Below are 16,753 nucleotides of genomic sequence, written 5' to 3' on the forward strand. Positions count from 1 at the left end.
CGGCCCGGTCGGGGGGTGTTTTCGCTTTACCGTCGTCAGCTCGCGGCGGGTCGGCGGCCGCCGCGGCGGTCGGAGCCGCCGGTGCCCGCCGCCCGCTCGCCGGGCGCCCTGCGACCGCTGCCACGGGCTGCGGCCCCCTTGCCGGGAGCCGCGCCGCCGGCGGCGGTACGGCGGCCGGACGCGCCGCCGGCCTTGGCGCCTTCCGCGCTCGTGCGGCGGCCCGTACCGCGCCCGCCGGACGAAGCGGTGCCACCGCTCGTCGCGGAGGCGCCCGGCTTGGAGCGGCCCTCGGGCTTGCGGCCCTGGCCGCCCGTGGCCTCGGCGGCGGCGCCGCCCGGACGGCGCCGGCGGCCGGATCGGCCACCGCCGTCCGACCCGGCACCGGACCGGCGGGCCGGACGCGACGCCTTCGGCTGCGTCGGCTCCGGGGCCGCGATGACGACGGCCACACCGGAGGGCTCGCGGGCACCGGTGATGGTGACCAGCTCCGGGGCGCTGGAGGTGACACGTGCCGTCTTCGGGCGGATGCCGGCGGCCGACATGAGCTGGTTCACCTCCCGCTTCTGCTCGGGCAGCACCAGCGTGACCACGCTGCCGGAACCACCGGCGCGGGCGGTGCGGCCGCCGCGGTGGAGGTAGTCCTTGTGGTCGGTCGGCGGGTCGACGTTCACGACGAGGTCGAGGTCGTCGATGTGTATGCCGCGCGCGGCGACGTTCGTCGCCACGAGCGCGGTGATCTCGCCGGTCTTGAACTGGTCCAGGGCGCGGTTGCGCTGCGGCTGGGAGCGGCCGCCGTGCAGGGCGGCGGCGCGGACCCCGACCGACAGCAGGCGCTTGGCGAGCCGGTCGGCGGAGCGCTTGGTGTCCAGGAACAGGATGACCCGGCCGTCACGGGCCGCGATACGGGTGGTGACGGCCTTCTTGTCGGTCTCGTCCTGGAGGTGGAGCACATGGTGCTCCATCGTGGTGACCGCGCCGGCGGACGGGTCCACCGAGTGCACCACGGGGTCGGTCAGGAAGCGCTGCACCAGACGGTCGATGTTCTTGTCCAGCGTGGCCGAGAACAGCATCCGCTGGCCGTCGGGCCGCACCTGCTGGATCAGCCTGGTGATCTGCGGCAGGAAGCCCATGTCCGTCATCTGGTCGGCCTCGTCCAGCACCGTGATGCGGACGTCGCTCAGCACGCAGTCCCCGCGCTCCACCAGGTCGTTCAGCCGGCCGGGGCTCGCCACCAGCACCTCGGCGCCGCGCCGGAGCGTGGCGGCCTGCTTGGTGATCGACAGACCGCCGACCACGGTGGCCATCCGGAGGTTGACCGCCGTCGCGTACGGGGTCAGCGCGTCGGTCACCTGCTGGGCCAGCTCGCGGGTGGGCACCAGGATGAGGGAGAGGGGGGCCTTCGGCTCGGCGCGCAGTCCCGCCGTGCGGGCCAGGAGGGCGAGACCGAAGGCGAGGGTCTTGCCGGAACCGGTGCGGCCGCGGCCCAGGAGATCACGGCCCGCCAGCGAGTTCGGCAGCGTGGCGCCCTGGATGGGGAAGGGGGTGGTGACCCCTTGCGCGGTGAGGGTCTTCAGCAGTGCCGCGGGCATGTCGAGGTCGGCGAATTCCGCGACGGCGGGCAGTGCGGGCGTCGTGCTCTCCGGCAGGCGGAATTCCTGGGGTGCCTGGGGGGACGACGTGGGCCGGGACGAGGACGAGCCGCGGTTCGGCTTCTGGGACCTGCGGGGCATGCGGTTACTGCCTTCCTGAAAACAGCACAAACCGGGGTCCGCACCTTGACGGTGCGGACCCCGGTGAGCGGAATACGCGTCGAGCTATCAGGCGGGAACGATGTTCTCGGCCTGGGGGCCCTTCTGGCCCTGCGTGACGTCGAAGGAGACCCGCTGGCCCTCCTGCAGCTCACGGAAGCCCTGGGTGGCGATGTTCGAGTAGTGGGCGAAGACGTCCGGACCGCCACCGTCCTGCTCGATGAAGCCGAAACCCTTTTCGGAGTTGAACCACTTGACGGTTCCCTGTGCCATTTTTTTCTCCTTCGGATGGCAGAGGCCCCATCCGGAGATGCCGGAAAACAAAATGCGCCTGAAAGAGAAACATTTCCCGTCAGGCGCACATAAAGTTCATGGGTACCACAACTGCAACAAGAGAAAGACTAGCACAGATCCGTCCCGGAGGTCGGGGCGGCCGCGCCGACCCGGCGTGTCCGAGTCGATCACCCGACGGGCCATCGACGCCGGTCGGCGGGGGTGGGAGCATCGCCGGTGCGAAGATCCGACGACCGCCGCCTGTGGAGGACTCGATGACCGCCTACGCCGTAGCCCATCTCCGTGAAGCCGCGCCGCACCCCGAGATCGCGGAATACATCGAGCGCATCACCGCCACCTTCGAACCGTACGGCGGCCGGTTCCTCGTCCACGGCGCGCAGCACGAGGTGAAGGAGGGCGACTGGCCCGGCCATGTCGTCATCATCGGCTTCCCGGGGATCACCGAGGCGCGGGCCTGGTGGGACTCGCCCGCCTACCGGGAGATCGCCCCGCTGCGCTCCCGCCACATCGCCGGCGACATCGTCCTGGTCGACGGCGTCCCGGAGGGCTACGACCCCGGCACCACCGCGAAGACCCTCCGCGAGGCGCTGCCCGCCGAGTAGTCGTCCACAGCCGCGTGCCGGGCTGTCAGTGCGGGTTGGTAGAACTTCCGCGTACGCCGTGGACCGCACACGTTCGCGCCCATCGCACGTCAGGAGCAGCCCGCATGACCATCGGTCACCACCTGGAGGAGCTGTACGGCCTCCCCTCGTTCGCCTTCCCCGGACCCGACGAGACGGCCGAGCTGCCCGAGCCCGACGCCGTCGCCTGGCGGATCGCCGGGGACGTGTACGACGCGGAGGAGGAGTGGGAGGACGCCTTCGCCCGCTTCCTCGCCACCGTGGACACGACACGGGTGCGGGCGCTGATCGTCGGCGCCTGGACGGAGGCGTACGAGACGGACTCCTCCGCCGTGATGACGGCGCTGCTCGGCGCCCGTGACCGGCTGCCCGCCCTGCGCGCGCTGTTCCTCGGCGACCTCGTCATGGAGGAGGCCGAGCTCTCCTGGATCCAGCAGACGGACGTCACCGCACTGCTCACCGGCTTCCCCGAGCTGGCCGAGTTCGGCGTGCGCGGGGGCACCGGGCTGGGGTTCACCGCGCTCGCCCACACCGCGCTGCGCAAGCTGGTCGTGGAGACCGGCGGCCTGCCCGCCGAGGTCGTGCGGGGCGTCGGCGGCAGCGACCTGCCCGCCCTGGAGCACCTCGAACTGTGGCTCGGCGACTCCCAGTACGGCGCCGACACCAAGGTGTCCGACCTGGAGCCCGTCCTCTCGGGCACCCGGCTGCCCGGACTGCGCCACCTGGGCCTGCGCAACAGCGAGATCCAGGACGAGATAGCCGCCGCCGTCGCCTCGGCGCCGGTCGTGGCCCGGCTGCACACGCTGGACCTCTCCATGGGCACCCTGGGCGACGAGGGCGCGGCCGCACTGCTCGCCGGTCAGCCGCTCACCCACCTGCGCTCGCTCGACCTGCACCACCACTACATCACCGAGCCCCTCCAGCAGCGCCTCCGGGAGACACTCGAACCGGCGGGCGTCCGGCTGGACCTCGACCCGGACGACGCCGACTCGTACGAGAACGAGGACGGCACAGTGGAGCGCTTCGTCGCCATCGGCGAGTGAGGTCCCGTCCATGAACCGGTGTTTCGCGGTGGTCGGCAACCCCGCCGGCCGCAGGGTCACCCTGTTCGCCGCGGCGGTCCGGGCCGCCGGCCTGCCCGCGCCCCGCGTGGTGCCCTGGCTGGAGGTGCTGCGCGCGGGCGGGGCCGGCTTCGGCCCGGAGGAGATCGTCCGCGTGGACTCGCCCGGCGAGGACCCCGAGGTCGACCTCCTCCTGCGCGGCGTGGCCGACCCGACCCGCGTGGAGGGCACGGCCCGCTGGTACGAGCGCTTCACGGCGGCCCTGGGCACCCTGCGCGGCGGCATCCGCCTGGACGGCGCCGAGGACGTGGCGGTCATGTTCGACAAGCGCCGCTGCCACGGACTCCTCGCCGCGGCGGGCGTACCGGTGCCGGAGTCGCCCACCTCCGGCGCGGCCGGCGCCCCGGTGCGTGGCTGGGACGACGTGCGGGCGCTGATGCGCGAGCACCGGATGCCCCGGCTGTTCGTCAAGCCCGCGCACGGCTCGTCGGCCTCCGGCGTGCTCGCCGTCGACTCGGCGGGCGGGGGCCGGATCAGGGCCACGACCTCCGTCGAACTCGACCCCGACGGATGGCTGTTCAACTCCCTCAAGGTGCGCCGCTACGGGCGGGAGCGGGACATCGCCGCCATCGTGGACACCCTCGCCCCGGACGGGCTGCACCTGGAGCGCTGGGTGCCCAAGGCGTCCCAGGACGGCCGCGCCGCCGACCTCAGGGTGGTCGTGGTGGACGGCCGTGCCACCCACGCCGTGGTCCGCACCAGCGCCGGACCGCTCACCAACCTCCACCTCGGCGGCCGCCGGGGCGACCTTGCCGGGGCCCGGCAGGCGGCCGAGAGCGCGGGGCTGCGCTGGCCGGAGGTGCTCGGGATCTGCGAGCGGGCCGCGGCCTGCTTCCCGGACACCCTCTGCGTCGGCGTCGACCTGCTGCCCGCCGTCGGCTGGCGCCGCGCCTTCGTCGGCGAGGTCAACGCCTTCGGCGATCTGCTGCCCCGGCTCACCGGCCTGCCCGGCAGCGGCGCCGAGGGCCTCGACACCTACGCGGCGCAGGTCGCCGCCGCCCTGCGCCGGGCCCCGCGCACCGCGAGGCCCGGCCCGCACCACCCGCACAGAACAGGAACCACCCATGTCAGCGCCTGACCCGGCCACCGCCCGCCTGCCCGAAGTGGCCCCCGGCGTACCGGACATGAACCGGATCGTCGGCAGCCACGACATCCTGCTGGTCACCCTCGACACGCTCCGCTTCGACGTGGCCGCCGAACTCGCCGAGGCCGGCCGCATCCCGAACCTCGCCCGCCATCTGCCCGCCGGCCGCTGGGAGAAGCGGCACGCGCCCGGCAGCTTCACCTACGCCTCCCACCAGGCCATCTTCGCGGGCTTCCTGCCCACCCCGGCCGAACCCGGCCGCCACCCGCGCCTGTTCGCCGCCGACTTCGCGGGCAGCGAGACCACGGCCGACGGCACGTACGTCTACGACACCCCCGACCTGGTCTCCGGCCTCGCCGAGGCGGGCTACCGCACGGCGTGCGTCGGGGGAGTGGGCTTCTTCAACAAGCAGGGCGCGCTCGGCTCGGTACTGCCCGGACTCTTCGAGGAGTCGCACTGGGAGCCGGACTTCGGGGTCGCCTCCCCGACCTCATTCGAGTCCCAGGTGGCCCGCGCCGAGGAGATCGCCGCCCGGACGGCACCGGAACAGCCGCTGTTCCTCTTCGTCAACGTCTCCGCGCTGCACCAGCCCAACTGGTTCCATCTGCCCGGCGCGAGCAGGGCGGACGGCGACTCCCGCGCCACCCACGCCGCCGCGCTGGAGTACGTGGACCGGCACATCGGCCGCCTCTTCACCGCCATGAGCAGCCGCCGCCCCTGCCTCGCCATCGTCTGCTCCGACCACGGCACCGCCTACGGCGACGACGGCTGGAGCGGCCACCGCATCGGCCACGAGTCGGTGTGGACCGTGCCCTACGCCCACTTCCTGCTCGAAGAGGGGGCCACCCGATGACTCCGGCCACCGCGGCCGCCCCGGCCCCGTACCAGAGCTATGTGTACGCCTACCCGCACAAGACCGCGTACCGGAAGCTCACCGACCGGCCGCGGCTGAGCGAGCTGTGGGCGGGCGAGCCCAAGGACGCGCTCTCGCTCTATCTGCACATCCCGTTCTGCGAGGTCCGCTGCGGGTTCTGCAACCTGTTCACCCGCATCAGCGCCCCGGACGGTCTCACCGGCGCCTATCTCGACGCGCTGGAGCGACAGGCGGGCGCCGTGCGGGAGGCGCTGGGGGAGCGGGAGCCGGTCCGGTTCGCCACCGCGGCCTTCGGCGGCGGTACCCCCACCTTCCTCACGGCCGCCGAACTGACCCGGCTCTGCGACATCGCCGAGCACCGCATGGGCGCCGACCTGCGCGCCGTCCCGCTCTCCGTGGAGGCGTCCCCGGCCACGGCCACCGCCGACCGGCTCGAAGTCCTCGCCGAGCGCGGTGCCACCCGCCTCAGCCTCGGCGTGCAGAGCTTCGACGACACCGAGGCGCGGGCCGCCGTACGCCCGCAGCGCCGCGCCGACGTGGAGGCGGCGCTCGGCCGGGTCCGGGACGCGGGGATACCCGTGCTCAACATCGACCTGATCTACGGCATCGACGGCCAGAGCGAGCACACCTGGCTGCGCTCGCTGGACGCCGCCCTGGCCTGGCGGCCCGAGGAGCTGTACCTCTACCCGCTCTACATACGCCCGCTCACCGGCCTCGGACGCCGCGCCGGCACGGCCGACCCGGAGTGGGACGAGCAGCGGCTGCGCCTGTACCGCGCCGGACGCGACCATCTCCTCGCGCACGGCTACGAGCAGCGGTCCATGCGCATGTTCCGCCGTGCCGACGCCCCGGCCGAGGGCGCGGAGGACTACGCCTGCCAGACCGACGGCATGATCGGCCTGGGCTGCGGAGCCCGGTCCTACACCTCGGCGCTGCACTACTCCTTCGACTACGCCGTCGGCATGCACGAGATCCGCTCGATCATCGACGACTACTGCGCCCGCCCCGCCGCCGACTTCGCGCACGCCGAGTACGGGCGCAGGATGACCGGTGACGAGGCGCGCCGCCGTCATCTGCTCCAGTCGCTGCTCCAGGCGGACGGGCTGGCGGGCGACGACTACCGCGCCCGGTTCGGCGGCCGTACCCCGGCCGGTGACTTCCCGGCCGAGCTGGAGCGGTTCGCCGAGCGCGGCTGGCTGGAGCCGGGCCAGGACCCGGTGCTGCGCCTGAGTCCGGAGGGGCTGGCCCACTCCGACGCCCTCGGCCCCGAGCTGTTCTCCCCCGCCGTGCGGGCCGCGATGGCCGCCTACGAGCGCAAGTGAGGCGGCCGTCATGGACCTGACCCTGCTGTACCGGGGCCCGCTGGCCTCCTGCGACTACGACTGTCCGTACTGCCCGTTCGCCAAGCGCCGCGACAGCCGGGAACAGTTGCGTGCCGACCGGGCGAGCCTGGAGCGGTTCGCCGCCTGGGCGGCCGCCCGCACCGAGGACCGGCTCTCGCTGCTGTTCACGCCCTGGGGCGAGGGCCTGGTGCGCTCCTGGTACCGGCGCGCCCTGACCGACCTCTCCCACCGGCCGCACATCCGCCGCGTCGCCATCCAGACCAACCTGAGCTGCCGCACCGACTGGCTGGCCGACGCCGACCCCGACACCCTGGCGCTGTGGTGCACGTACCACCCCGGCCAGACCCCCTACGACCGCTTCCTCGGCAAGTGCCGCGAGCTGGACCGGCTCGGCATCCGGTACAGCGTCGGCATCGTCGGGCTCCCGGAGCATCTCCAGGCGGCCCGGCGGCTGCGCGCCGAGCTGCCTTCGCGGGTGTACCTGTGGGTGAACGCGGCCGAGGGGCACACCTACGACGACGCGGAGGCGGCCCTGTGGACCGGCCTTGACCCGCTGTTCCCGTACAGCCGGCACCCGCACGCCAGTGCCGGACTGCCGTGCCGTACCGGCGAGTCCGTGATCTCGGTGGACGGCGACGGCACGGTCCGCCGCTGCCACTTCGTGCCGGCGGAGCTCGGCAACCTCTACGACGGTTCCTACCGTGCCGCGCTCCGCCCCCGGCCCTGCCCGCTGACGAGCTGCGACTGCCACATCGGCTACGTCCATCTGGAGACGCTGCCCCTGTACGACGTGTTCGCGGGCGGGGTGCTGGAACGGATTCCGGCCGCCGTCGAATGAACCGGGGCCAAAGGGGCAGCCGGTGCTGGGTAAGACCGGTGCCGGACGCCGCAGCGAGCGGGTCCGTGTGCCGGGAACCAGGGGGAGACCGGGAGGAGTACGAACCCATGGCTCTCGACGGAAAGAGCGTCCTCGTCCTCACGACGAACTACGGGACGGAACAAGACGAACTTCTCAAGCCGGTGGCGGCCCTGCGCGAGGCGGGCGCCCGTGTCGTGATCGCGGCCCAGAAACCGGAGGCCATCGCCACCCTCGTCTCCGACAAGGACCCCGGCGACAAGGTCGAGCCGGACACCACGCTCGCCGAGGCGACCTCGGACGGTCACGACGCCGTGGTGATCCCCGGCGGCACCCTCAACGCCGACCAGTTGCGCGTCGACGCGGACGCGCAGCGCCTGGTCACCGCGTTCGCACGGGAGGGCAAGCCGGTGGCGGCCATCTGCCACGGCCCCTGGCTGCTGGTGAACACCGAACTCGCCGAGGACCGCGACATGACCTCCTACCCGTCGCTGCTGGACGACCTGGTGAACGCGGGCGCCACGTGGACCGACCAGGAGGTCGTGGTCGACACCGAGGGCGGCCACCCCCTGATCACCTCCCGCAACCCCGGTGATCTCGACGCCTTCTCGTCCGCGATCATCCGCAGCCTGGGCGGCGACGCGGGCTGAGCCCGGCCGGAGGCGGGGTGGTCAGCGGTTTCCGACCGCGGCCGCCCCGCTTCCACGGGTCAGGGACCGCTGCAGCAGGGCCAGCACGTCCCCGAAGGAGCCGCGGATGCCCAGCGCGGCCCGCGCCGCGTTGGCGCCGGGGGCGCCGTGCACCCCGCCGCCGGGGTGTGCCGAGGCGGAGGCGAGATAGAGCCCGCGGACCGGCGTCTCCGGGCGGCCCGTGCCGGGGATCGGCCGGAAGACGGCCTGCTGGTGCAGCGCGGTCGTGCCGCCGTTCAGGGCGCCCTCGCTCAGATTGGCGTCGGCGGACTGCAGTGTGGGCGGTGCCAGCACGCGCCGGCTCAGCACACGGGCGCGGAAACCGGGTGCGTACTCCTCGACCCGTTCTTCCATCCGGTCCGCCATGATCTCGCGCTCGGTGGCGTCCCAGGAGCCGGTGAGACCGGCGTCCCCGGCGTCGCCGCGTATCTCGCGCGGCAGGTGGGTGTAGGCCCAGGCGGACTCGGTGCCCGCGGGGGACCGGGTGGGGTCGGCGGTGGTCATCTGGCCCACCAACAGGAAGGGCCGGTCGGGGACCAGCCCCATGGCGATCTGCGCGGCGAACCGGGTGAGGTCGTCCACGCTGTCCGTCAGATGCACGGTGCCCGCTCCGGCGGCCGCCCCGGCCTTCCACGGGATGGTGGAGTCCAGCGCCCAGTCGACCTTGAAGGTGGCGAAGTCCCACTGGAAGCGCCGCATGTCGTCGAGCACCTGCGAGGGCAGATGCTCAGGTGCGACGAGCCGGCCGTACAGGGCGGGCGCGGACACGTCCGCGAGTACGGCTCGCCTGGCCCCGACCGTGTCGCCGCCCGCCGTGCGGACCGCGACGGCCCGGCCGCGCTCCACGACGATCTCCGTCACCTGCTCCCCGCAGCGGATGACGCCGCCTCTGCGCCGCAGGCGGCTGACCAGCGCGTCCGTCAGGGCGTTCGCGCCGCCGACCGGCACCGGGAAGCCGTACTGCTGGCCGAGCATCGACATCAGCCAGCCGAAGCCGCCGCCGAGCGCCGACTCCGGGCCCAGGTCGGCGTGCAGGGCGTTGCCCGCGAGCAGCAGCCTGGCCCCCTCGCCGGAGAACTCCTCCTCGCCGAGCCGGCGCACGGGCAGCAGCATGGCGCGGGCGAGGCGCAGGGCACCGCCGCCGCGCAGCTTCAGGCCGAGGCCGGCGAGCGCCCGGACGGGGGGCATCGTGGTGAAGAGCGCCCGGACGAGATCCGTGCCCACCCGGTCCCAGGTCGCGTACTGGGCGCGCCACGACCGGCCGTCCCCGGCGGCGAGTTCGGCCAGCCCCTCGGCGGTGACGTCGACGTCCCGGTCGAGCACCGCGCAGCGGCCGTCGGCGAGGGGGTTGGCCAGCACCTGCGGGGCGTGCGACCAGCGCAGGCCCTCCTCCTCCAGCCGGAGTCCGTCGATGACCGGCGAGGCGGCGGACAGGGGGTAGAACGAGCTGAAGACGTCGTTGACGAAGTCGGGATGGACGGCGCGGTCGCTGCGTACGCCGCCGCCGGGCGTCGGCTGGGCCTCCAGCACCTCCACGCTCCAGCCCTGGTCGGCGAGGAGGTTGGCCGCGACCAGCCCGTTCGGCCCGGCCCCGATGACCACCGCGTCACTCACGGCTCGCCTCCTTGTCGGCCGAGGGCGCCGGCCTGGAACCCTTCCGCCCTCCGCCCCCGGCGGACTCGCGCGGTGTCTCCCGCTCGACCAGCCGGGCCAGCCGGGCCAGCATGTCCCGGTGCCGGAGCTGTATCACCGAGTCGAGCACGACGTTGTGCAGCTTCCCGCCCAGCCCGCGCAGCGGGTGCTCGTCCACGATGAGGAGGGTCTCGTCGCCCCATTCGCGTACGTCGATGGCGATGCGCGCGTTGCCGAACGGGGCGTGGGCCTCCAGTTCCAGGTACCGGGGCGGCTCGTAGCGGCGTACCACGGTCCAGCCGTCGAGTCGCCGGGGGCCGAGCTTGATCGTGTAGCTGAGCGACGAACCCTGCTCGGGCCAGCGGCCCTCCCGGGGAGCGGACTCGTCGGTCCCGACGACCCAGTCCGCATAGCTGGAAGGCCGGTTCAGGACCTTCCACACGGCGGCCGGCGGACGCCGGATGAGCTGGTACCTGATGGCCACGGTTGCCTCCTTCGCGTACGACGCGCCGCGGGCCGGGGCCGCCCGCGCGCTGTGGCCCGAGTAACCCGGTGACCACGGATCACGCGTCCGCGCCCCGAACGGACGGCAGGAGCGGCCGTTGTGGCTACTGGTGCGGCCGGCGGGAAGGCGGCATAAAAGAAGCGTAAAGATTGCCGGAATCAGGCAATGAAAAGGGCGAAAGCCTGTGTGAAGCTTCCGCCAAGCCGGAGATCAGCGGCGGGCGGGAGGGGGACGGCGCGAATGGCCTGGTTTCTTGGAATCGGCATCACGGGGGTCGTGCTGCTCGTCCTGTCGCTGATCTTCGACGGACTGCTGGACGGACTGTTCCACGGCGCGCTGGAAGGCGCCCTCGACGGCTGGCTGTCGCTGCCGGTCATCGCCGGGTTCCTGTCGATGACGGGCTTCGGCGGGGTCATCGCCCACGACGGCCTGGGCATCGCCCCGGCGGGGGCCACCGCCATCGGCGCGGCGGCGGGGGTGGCCACGGCCTGGCTGACCTACCGCCTCAGCCGGATGCTGCTGCGTGACCAGACGGACGCCACCCCGACCGGGAGCGACCTGATCGGGACCTCGGGCAACGTGGTGACGGCCATCCCGGCCGCCGGCTACGGCGAGGTCCTCGTCCGGCTCGGCGGGCAGACCGTCAAGTTCGCCGCGCGCAGCACGGTGCCGGTGCCGCGTGGCGCCGAGGTGTGGGTGGAAGCGGTGCCGTCGCCGACCTCCCTCGTGGTGCGCCCGGTGGAGCGCTGACCGCGGCACTCGGTCCGGCCGTCCACCTCGATGAGCTCACCGCCCCTTGAAGCGGGCGGTTCTTTCCCACCCCTGCCGGGGTGTCATGTGTCTGGGGGCATTGATATGAGTCCTGTCGTCATCGCAGTGGCCGGAGTCGTCGTACTCCTCGTCCTGCTGGCGCTCACCGTGGTCAGCCGGTACAAGGTCGCCGGGCCGAGCGAGGCGTTCATCGTCACCGGCCGCCGGGGCAAGAAGGCCACCGATCCGGAGACCGGGCGCGTCTTCACCGACAACAGCGGCCAGAAGGTCGTCGTCGGCGGGGGTGTGTTCGTCGTGCCGTTCGTGCAGCAGCGGTTCACCCTCGACCTGTCCTCGCGGCACATCCCGGTCGCGGTACGCGGGGCGGTCACCCTGCGCGGGGTGAAGGCCAACCTGGACGGCGTCGCCATCGTCAAGGTCGGCGGCACCGAGGACTCCATCCGCGCCGCCGCCCAGCGGTTCCTGATGCAGCAGGACGGCATCGTCGGCTTCACCCAGGAAGTGCTCTCCGGCGCGCTGCGCGCCATCGTCGGCCGGATGTCCGTGGAGGACGTCATCCGCGACCGCGCCGCCTTCGCCGGACAGGTCGCCGAGGAGGCCGAGTCCAGCCTGTCGGGGCAGGGCCTGGTGCTCGACGCCTTCCAGATCCAGGACATCACCACCGAGGGCTCCTACCTGGAGGACCTCGGCCGCCCCGAGGCCGCCCGCGCCAGGCAGGAGGCCGACATCGCCGAGGCCGTGGCCCGGCGGGCCGCCGAGCAGGCACGCCTCAAGGCCGAGGAGGAGATCGCCGTCGCCCAGCGGACGTTCGCGCTGAAGCAGGCGGAGATCAAGGCCGAGACCGACGAGGCCGCCGCCCGCGCGGCCGCCGCCGGACCGCTCGCCGAGGCCGCCCGTCAGCAGGAGATCCTCGCCGAGCAGGAGAAGGTCGCCGAGCGCCAAGCGGCTCTGACGGACCGTCAGCTCGACACCCAGGTCCGCAAGCCCGCCGACGCCAAGCGGTACGCCGCCGAGCAGGAGGCGGAGGCCCGCCGGGTCGCCCGCGTCAAGCAGGCCGAGGCGGAGCGGCTGGCGGCCATCGCGGCCGCCGAGGCCGAGGCGGAGCGGGCCCGGCTCACCGGTGAGGGCGAGAAGCAGCGCCGCGGCGCGCTGGCCGAGGCGGACGCCGTCGAAGGACTCAAGCAGGGTGAGGCCGAGCGGTCCCGCCGTGCGGCGGCCGCCGAGGCGGTCCGGCTGGAGGGCGACGCGGAGGCCGCGGCGATCACCGCCAAGGGCAGCGCCGAGGCCGAGGCCATGCGCAAGAAGGCGGACGCGTACGAGCAGTACGGCGACGCCGCCGTCCTCCAGATGCTCGTCTCGGTGCTGCCCGAGGTCGTCGCCAAGGCGTCCGAGCCGCTGAGCGCCATCGGCAAGATGACGGTGATCTCCACCGACGGCGCCGGCCGGATCCCGCGCGCGGTCGCCGACAACGTGGCCCAGGGGATGGAACTGCTCGGCTCCACCACCGGCGTCGACCTGACCCAGCTCCTCAAGGGCGTCACCGAGCGCGCCGCCGCGAGCGTCACCCCGGTGGAGCGCCCCGCGCAGGGCGACAACGGCAAGGTCGAGATCACGGGCTGAGTCACCGGAAAAAAAGGGGGGCCTGCCTCGGCGGCGGGCCCCTTCGCCGTGCTCACAGCTCCCGCGCGGGCCACCCCAGCAGCCGGGCTCCGATGACGGCCGTCTGCAGCGTGTAGCGGTGCACCGGGTCGGCCGGGTTGTTCCCGGTGAGCTGGTGGATGCGCTCCAGCCGGTACGTCAGCGCGCGCACGCTCAGCGCGAGCCGGCGTGCCGCCTCGGCGGCCCGGCACCCCGACTCGAAGTACGCCTCCAGCGTCCGCAGCAGCGGCTCCGCGCCCCCGCGGGCGTCCCGCAGCGGGCCCAGCGCGCTGAGCACCAGGTCGGTCATCGCCTGCCGGTCCCGCAGCAGCACCGGATACACCAGCAGGTCGGCCGCGCGCACCACCGGTTCGCCCAGGTCGAGCCGTTCCGCCAGCTCCAGCGCGCTCAGCGCCTCCTCGTACGACTGCACCACCCCGCCCGGGCCCTGCCGGGGGCGGCCGATGGCGACCCGGCCGCAGTCCGGGGTGGCCCGCACCTGCTCGGCGAAACGGGCCAGCACCTCCTCCTGGTCGCCGGGGGCGATGCAGATCAGCTTGCCGTTCTTCGTGGTCAGCAGGATGCGCCGCTCACTGAACCGGGCGATCAGCGCCGACTCCACCTGCCGGGTCACCGGGGCGGTGTCGACGAACGCCTCCGGGCCCTCGGCGACCGCGACCGCGTGCGCGTGGGAGAGGACGAGGCCGAACCGCTCGGCCCGCTCGGCCAGCCGCCCCAGATCGCTGCGGCCGTACAGCAGGTCGTCGATGAACTCCCGCCGCGCGGCCTCCTCCTGACGCACCGCCAGCCGCTGTGCCCGCTCGTACCCCTCGGCGAAGGCGTCCACCGCCAGCTCGACCGCGGCCAGCACCCCGTTCACGGAACTCACCCGGGTGCCGTCCGGCCAGTCGCTCCGGGTGGCCGCCAGATGCCCGCGCACCAGGGCCCGCAGACTGTGTCCCGCCTCGGCGGCCCGCTCCCCGAGCGCGCGCCGCTCGCCCAGTTCCGTACGGGTGGGGCGCCGTCCGGTGCGGGAGACCTCGGCCAGCATCGGGGCGTACCCGCCCAGGTATTCGGCCATGTCCAGCTCCGCCACCGCGCCCTCCCGCACTCCCCGCCACCTCAGTTGATGTGTCCCTGATGTGGTCCGTCCGGTCGAGCGTATCCGCCCCCACCGACAGTGGGTCCGCGGTCAGTGGGCGGCGCCGCCGAACTCGGCGTGCTGGGTGCGCAGCGCGACCGCCGAATCCTCCTCGGGCGGCTTGCCGTACCGGAGCCGGCGGGCCTCCTGCCGTGCCTCGCGCATCAGCTCACGGAACTCCTCCTCCGTGAGCCGGCGCCGAGCGCGCGGCAGCTCCGCCTCTCCGGGGTCCTCGCCGTTCAGGTCGTCCGGCATGATCCGGCCCCCCTCACACCTGGGACGGATCTATCGGCCACGGGGTCCTCAGGCCTGCCCGCTCCGCCGCTTCCCAGCGACGGCAGGCCCGCACGACCAGACCCACGAGACCGGCCACGGTGGCGAGCCATACGACGGCGACGGCCCAGGTCAGATAGGTCTCGCGGAACGCGATGTCGAGGCCGAGCAGCGTCAGGGTCAGCAGCGCGCCCACGGACACCCAGAGCGGGAGCGCCCGGCGCCGCGCCTGATGCACCCAGGTCACGGACCGGGTCGCGACGCGCATGGTGCTCAGCCGCCGGGCGAGCACCTCGTCATCGCTCAAGCTCTGCTCTATCTCGGTCAGTTTGCGCCATTCCTGCGGGGTAAGGCTTGCTGCGCCCACCGTGAACACTTCCTCGGGCTGTTGGTACGACTGCCTGCGGGTATCCGGGTTGTTTGTCCTGAAACGTGAATCGCTCAATTGTTTGGACCGCTCGCCTCGCCCGGAGCGAGGCGCTCACTCGGTGCCCCGGAATCCCGGCCCGCCTCGTGCCGCATGCCCCGGGAGGGACGGGGTACCCGCGACGGACCGCCCGCCCGGCCCGCGTCCGCGCGCGGAGGAACCGGTTCACGACAGTTGAGGAGAAGCCATGTCCGAGCAGCAGCACGACCCCCGTACGCGGCGCGTCCCGAGGGACCTGCCCGACCAGCAGGCGAGCCACGGCGACGACCGCTGGGACGCCCGTCCGGACGAGCGCCGCGCCCCCACGCAAGGCGAGAGTGCCGACGTGCCCGACACGGACGAGGCGGGAGCGGGCCCGCGCGGGGCACCGGAGCCGGCCGGGGTGCGCCCGGACCAGCCCGTACCCGACGAGCCCTCCGGCTGAGGCGCCCGCCGGGCGGCCGTGGCGCGGTCCGGGTGAGCACCGGAGCGCCGGGTACCCGGCGGGGAGCGAGACGCGGCACCTACATCACTGGAGGAGACATGCGCGCTCTCACCTGGCAGGGCAGGAGGGACGTGCGGGTCGAGACGGTCCCCGACCCGCAACTGCAGGACCCCACCGACGTGATCGTCCGTGTGACGTCGAGCGGGATCTGCGGCTCGGACCTGCATCTGTACGAAGTCCTCGGGCCGTTCCTCGACGCCGGTGACATCCTCGGCCACGAACCCATGGGCATCGTGGAGGAGACCGGCCCCCAGGTGACCTCCCTCGCCCCCGGCGACCGCGTCGTGGTGCCCTTCAACATCTCCTGCGGCGAGTGCTGGATGTGCGCCCAGGGCCTGCACTCCCAGTGCGAGACGACCCAGGTCCACGACCAGGGCAAGGGCGCCTCCCTCTTCGGCTACACCAAGCTGTACGGCCAGGTACCCGGCGGGCAGGCCCAGTTCCTCCGGGTGCCCTTCGGCGACCAGCTCCCCGTGAAGATCCCCGACGACCCGCCCGACCAGCGCTTCCTGTACCTCTCCGACGTACTGCCCACCGCCTGGCAGGCCGTCGAGTACGCCGACGCCCCGCCCGGCGGCACCCTGGTGGTCCTCGGCCTCGGCCCGATCGGCGAGATGGCCTGCCGCATCGCCCGGCACCGGGGCGTCGAGAACGTCATCGGCGTCGACCTCGTCCCCGAACGCCTCCAGCGCGCCCGGGAACACGGCATCACGGCCTACGACCTGGAGGAGTACGGCGACAGCCTGGCCGACGCGATCCGCGACGCCACCGACGGCCGCGGCGCGGACGCCGTCATCGACGCCGTCGGCATGGAGGCGCACGGCGCACCCCTCGCCAAGGCAGCCCAGTTCGCCACCGGACTGCTCCCCGACGCCCTCGCCCACCGCATCATGGAGAAGGTGGGCATCGACCGGCTGGGCGCGCTGCACCTGGCCATCGACATCGTCCGCCGGGGCGGCACCATCTCGCTCTCCGGCGTGTACGGCGGCATGACCGACCCGATGCCGATGCTGACCCTGTTCGACAAGCAGATCCAGTTGCGCATGGGACAGGCCAACGTCCACCGCTGGGTCGACGACATCCTCCCGCTGCTCACCGACGAGGATCCGCTGGGCGTGGACACCTTCGCCACCCACACCCTGCCGCTGGAACAGGCCGCCCAGGCGTACGAGACGTTCCAGGCGAAGCAGGACGGCATGATCAAGGCGGTCCTCGAACCCTGGTGAGCCGTACGCTCCGGCGACTCGACCCGG

At 73.2% G+C, this 16,753-nt stretch carries 18 protein-coding genes; 11 read left to right on the plus strand and 7 right to left on the minus strand.

Annotation, left to right across the window (positions count from 1 at the left end; translation table 11 throughout):
• Window positions 1–35: 35 nt before the first annotated feature.
• Together HEK131_RS12005 and HEK131_RS12010 are read right to left on the minus strand one after the other, a co-directional pair.
• Complete coding sequence (locus HEK131_RS12005; RefSeq protein ID WP_244334816.1) at window positions 36–1,730, minus strand: DEAD/DEAH box helicase; 1,695 nt, start codon at window positions 1,728–1,730, stop codon at window positions 36–38.
• A gap of 87 nt (window positions 1,731–1,817) precedes the next feature.
• Window positions 1,818–2,021, minus strand: a complete 204-nt coding sequence (locus tag HEK131_RS12010; protein ID WP_007502648.1) for a cold-shock protein — start codon at window positions 2,019–2,021, stop codon at window positions 1,818–1,820.
• A 275-nt stretch (window positions 2,022–2,296) separates the two neighbouring features.
• Here HEK131_RS12010 and HEK131_RS12015 point away from each other — a divergent pair, with 275 nt between their 5' ends.
• The 7 genes from HEK131_RS12015 (at window position 2,297) to HEK131_RS12045 (ending at window position 8,590) form a co-directional block, all read left to right on the plus strand.
• On the plus strand, window positions 2,297–2,644 hold the full coding sequence (locus HEK131_RS12015) for a DUF1330 domain-containing protein (protein WP_244334818.1): 348 nt from the start codon (window positions 2,297–2,299) through the stop codon (window positions 2,642–2,644).
• A gap of 104 nt (window positions 2,645–2,748) precedes the next feature.
• Window positions 2,749–3,705: an STM4015 family protein gene (locus HEK131_RS12020; RefSeq protein WP_244334820.1), complete on the plus strand. Its 957-nt coding sequence runs from the start codon at window positions 2,749–2,751 to the stop codon at window positions 3,703–3,705.
• 10 nt (window positions 3,706–3,715) lie between these two features.
• Window positions 3,716–4,861 carry an STM4014 family protein gene (locus HEK131_RS12025; RefSeq protein ID WP_244334822.1) on the plus strand — a complete coding sequence of 382 codons (1,146 nt, stop codon included), beginning with the start codon at window positions 3,716–3,718 and terminating at the stop codon, window positions 4,859–4,861.
• 46 nt (window positions 4,862–4,907) lie between these two features.
• On the plus strand, window positions 4,908–5,720 hold the full coding sequence (locus tag HEK131_RS12030; protein WP_244451994.1) for an STM4013/SEN3800 family hydrolase: 813 nt from the start codon (window positions 4,908–4,910) through the stop codon (window positions 5,718–5,720).
• A complete protein-coding gene (locus tag HEK131_RS12035) occupies window positions 5,717–7,063 on the plus strand; it encodes an STM4012 family radical SAM protein (RefSeq protein WP_244334824.1) in 1,347 nt (448 codons plus the stop codon). Before HEK131_RS12030 ends, HEK131_RS12035 begins: the two co-directional genes overlap by 4 nt.
• A gap of 10 nt (window positions 7,064–7,073) precedes the next feature.
• Window positions 7,074–7,922 (plus strand): STM4011 family radical SAM protein, encoded by an 849-nt coding sequence (locus HEK131_RS12040; protein WP_244334826.1) that lies wholly within the window; start codon window positions 7,074–7,076, stop codon window positions 7,920–7,922.
• A 107-nt stretch (window positions 7,923–8,029) separates the two neighbouring features.
• The gene (locus tag HEK131_RS12045; RefSeq protein WP_217463911.1) at window positions 8,030–8,590 is read left to right on the plus strand and encodes a type 1 glutamine amidotransferase domain-containing protein; all 561 of its coding nucleotides are present in this window, start codon (window positions 8,030–8,032) and stop codon (window positions 8,588–8,590) included.
• 21 nt (window positions 8,591–8,611) lie between these two features.
• Here HEK131_RS12045 and HEK131_RS12050 read toward each other — a convergent pair whose 3' ends face one another.
• Together HEK131_RS12050 and HEK131_RS12055 are read right to left on the minus strand one after the other, a co-directional pair.
• Window positions 8,612–10,243: a phytoene desaturase family protein gene (locus HEK131_RS12050; RefSeq protein WP_244334828.1), complete on the minus strand. Its 1,632-nt coding sequence runs from the start codon at window positions 10,241–10,243 to the stop codon at window positions 8,612–8,614.
• On the minus strand, window positions 10,236–10,745 hold the full coding sequence (locus HEK131_RS12055; RefSeq protein ID WP_244334830.1) for an SRPBCC family protein: 510 nt from the start codon (window positions 10,743–10,745) through the stop codon (window positions 10,236–10,238). The genes HEK131_RS12050 and HEK131_RS12055 overlap by 8 nt, the downstream gene beginning before the upstream one ends.
• A 261-nt stretch (window positions 10,746–11,006) precedes the next feature.
• Here HEK131_RS12055 and HEK131_RS12060 point away from each other — a divergent pair, with 261 nt between their 5' ends.
• Together HEK131_RS12060 and HEK131_RS12065 are read left to right on the plus strand one after the other, a co-directional pair.
• Window positions 11,007–11,516: an NfeD family protein gene (locus HEK131_RS12060; protein ID WP_244334832.1), complete on the plus strand. Its 510-nt coding sequence runs from the start codon at window positions 11,007–11,009 to the stop codon at window positions 11,514–11,516.
• 105 nt (window positions 11,517–11,621) lie between these two features.
• Window positions 11,622–13,157, plus strand: coding sequence for a flotillin family protein (locus HEK131_RS12065; protein WP_244334834.1), 1,536 nt, complete (start codon window positions 11,622–11,624; stop codon window positions 13,155–13,157).
• Window positions 13,158–13,209: 52 nt separating this feature from the next.
• Here the strand turns inward: HEK131_RS12065 and HEK131_RS12070 are convergent, their stop codons facing one another.
• The 3 genes from HEK131_RS12070 to HEK131_RS12080 all read right to left on the minus strand — a co-directional run bounded on the left by HEK131_RS12070 (window position 13,210) and on the right by HEK131_RS12080 (window position 14,896).
• A complete protein-coding gene (locus tag HEK131_RS12070; RefSeq protein ID WP_432215697.1) occupies window positions 13,210–14,256 on the minus strand; it encodes a PucR family transcriptional regulator in 1,047 nt (348 codons plus the stop codon).
• A 111-nt stretch (window positions 14,257–14,367) separates the two neighbouring features.
• The gene (locus HEK131_RS12075; RefSeq protein WP_244334838.1) at window positions 14,368–14,571 is read right to left on the minus strand and encodes a hypothetical protein; all 204 of its coding nucleotides are present in this window, start codon (window positions 14,569–14,571) and stop codon (window positions 14,368–14,370) included.
• Window positions 14,572–14,584: 13 nt separating this feature from the next.
• Window positions 14,585–14,896, minus strand: coding sequence for a hypothetical protein (locus HEK131_RS12080; protein WP_244334840.1), 312 nt, complete (start codon window positions 14,894–14,896; stop codon window positions 14,585–14,587).
• Window positions 14,897–15,203: 307 nt separating this feature from the next.
• Between HEK131_RS12080 and HEK131_RS12085 the strand changes: the two genes are divergently transcribed.
• Entirely contained in the window at window positions 15,204–15,440 is a 237-nt protein-coding gene (locus HEK131_RS12085) for a hypothetical protein (RefSeq protein ID WP_244334842.1), read from the plus strand.
• A 98-nt stretch (window positions 15,441–15,538) separates the two neighbouring features.
• Window positions 15,539–16,726 carry a zinc-dependent alcohol dehydrogenase gene (locus HEK131_RS12090; RefSeq protein WP_244334843.1) on the plus strand — a complete coding sequence of 396 codons (1,188 nt, stop codon included), beginning with the start codon at window positions 15,539–15,541 and terminating at the stop codon, window positions 16,724–16,726.
• Window positions 16,727–16,753 lie beyond the last annotated feature (27 nt).

The organism is Streptomyces seoulensis, from assembly GCF_022846655.1.
Taxonomy (GTDB): Bacteria; Actinomycetota; Actinomycetes; order Streptomycetales; family Streptomycetaceae; genus Streptomyces.

Excerpts from the sequence above, each read along its gene's own strand:
- HEK131_RS12005 (WP_244334816.1), bottom strand. The coding sequence starts at position 1,730 with ATGCCCCGCAGGTCCCAGAAGCCGAACCGCGGCTCGTCCTCGTCCCGG.
- HEK131_RS12010 (WP_007502648.1), bottom strand. The coding sequence starts at position 2,021 with ATGGCACAGGGAACCGTCAAGTGGTTCAACTCCGAAAAGGGTTTCGGC.
- HEK131_RS12015 (WP_244334818.1), top strand. The coding sequence starts at position 2,297 with ATGACCGCCTACGCCGTAGCCCATCTCCGTGAAGCCGCGCCGCACCCC.
- HEK131_RS12020 (WP_244334820.1), top strand. The coding sequence starts at position 2,749 with ATGACCATCGGTCACCACCTGGAGGAGCTGTACGGCCTCCCCTCGTTC.
- HEK131_RS12025 (WP_244334822.1), top strand. The coding sequence starts at position 3,716 with ATGAACCGGTGTTTCGCGGTGGTCGGCAACCCCGCCGGCCGCAGGGTC.
- HEK131_RS12030 (WP_244451994.1), top strand. The coding sequence starts at position 4,908 with ATGAACCGGATCGTCGGCAGCCACGACATCCTGCTGGTCACCCTCGAC.
- HEK131_RS12035 (WP_244334824.1), top strand. The coding sequence starts at position 5,717 with ATGACTCCGGCCACCGCGGCCGCCCCGGCCCCGTACCAGAGCTATGTG.
- HEK131_RS12040 (WP_244334826.1), top strand. The coding sequence starts at position 7,074 with ATGGACCTGACCCTGCTGTACCGGGGCCCGCTGGCCTCCTGCGACTAC.
- HEK131_RS12045 (WP_217463911.1), top strand. The coding sequence starts at position 8,030 with ATGGCTCTCGACGGAAAGAGCGTCCTCGTCCTCACGACGAACTACGGG.
- HEK131_RS12060 (WP_244334832.1), top strand. The coding sequence starts at position 11,007 with ATGGCCTGGTTTCTTGGAATCGGCATCACGGGGGTCGTGCTGCTCGTC.
- HEK131_RS12065 (WP_244334834.1), top strand. The coding sequence starts at position 11,622 with ATGAGTCCTGTCGTCATCGCAGTGGCCGGAGTCGTCGTACTCCTCGTC.
- HEK131_RS12070 (WP_432215697.1), bottom strand. The coding sequence starts at position 14,256 with ATGGCCGAATACCTGGGCGGGTACGCCCCGATGCTGGCCGAGGTCTCC.
- HEK131_RS12075 (WP_244334838.1), bottom strand. The coding sequence starts at position 14,571 with ATGCCGGACGACCTGAACGGCGAGGACCCCGGAGAGGCGGAGCTGCCG.
- HEK131_RS12085 (WP_244334842.1), top strand. The coding sequence starts at position 15,204 with ATGTCCGAGCAGCAGCACGACCCCCGTACGCGGCGCGTCCCGAGGGAC.
- HEK131_RS12090 (WP_244334843.1), top strand. The coding sequence starts at position 15,539 with ATGCGCGCTCTCACCTGGCAGGGCAGGAGGGACGTGCGGGTCGAGACG.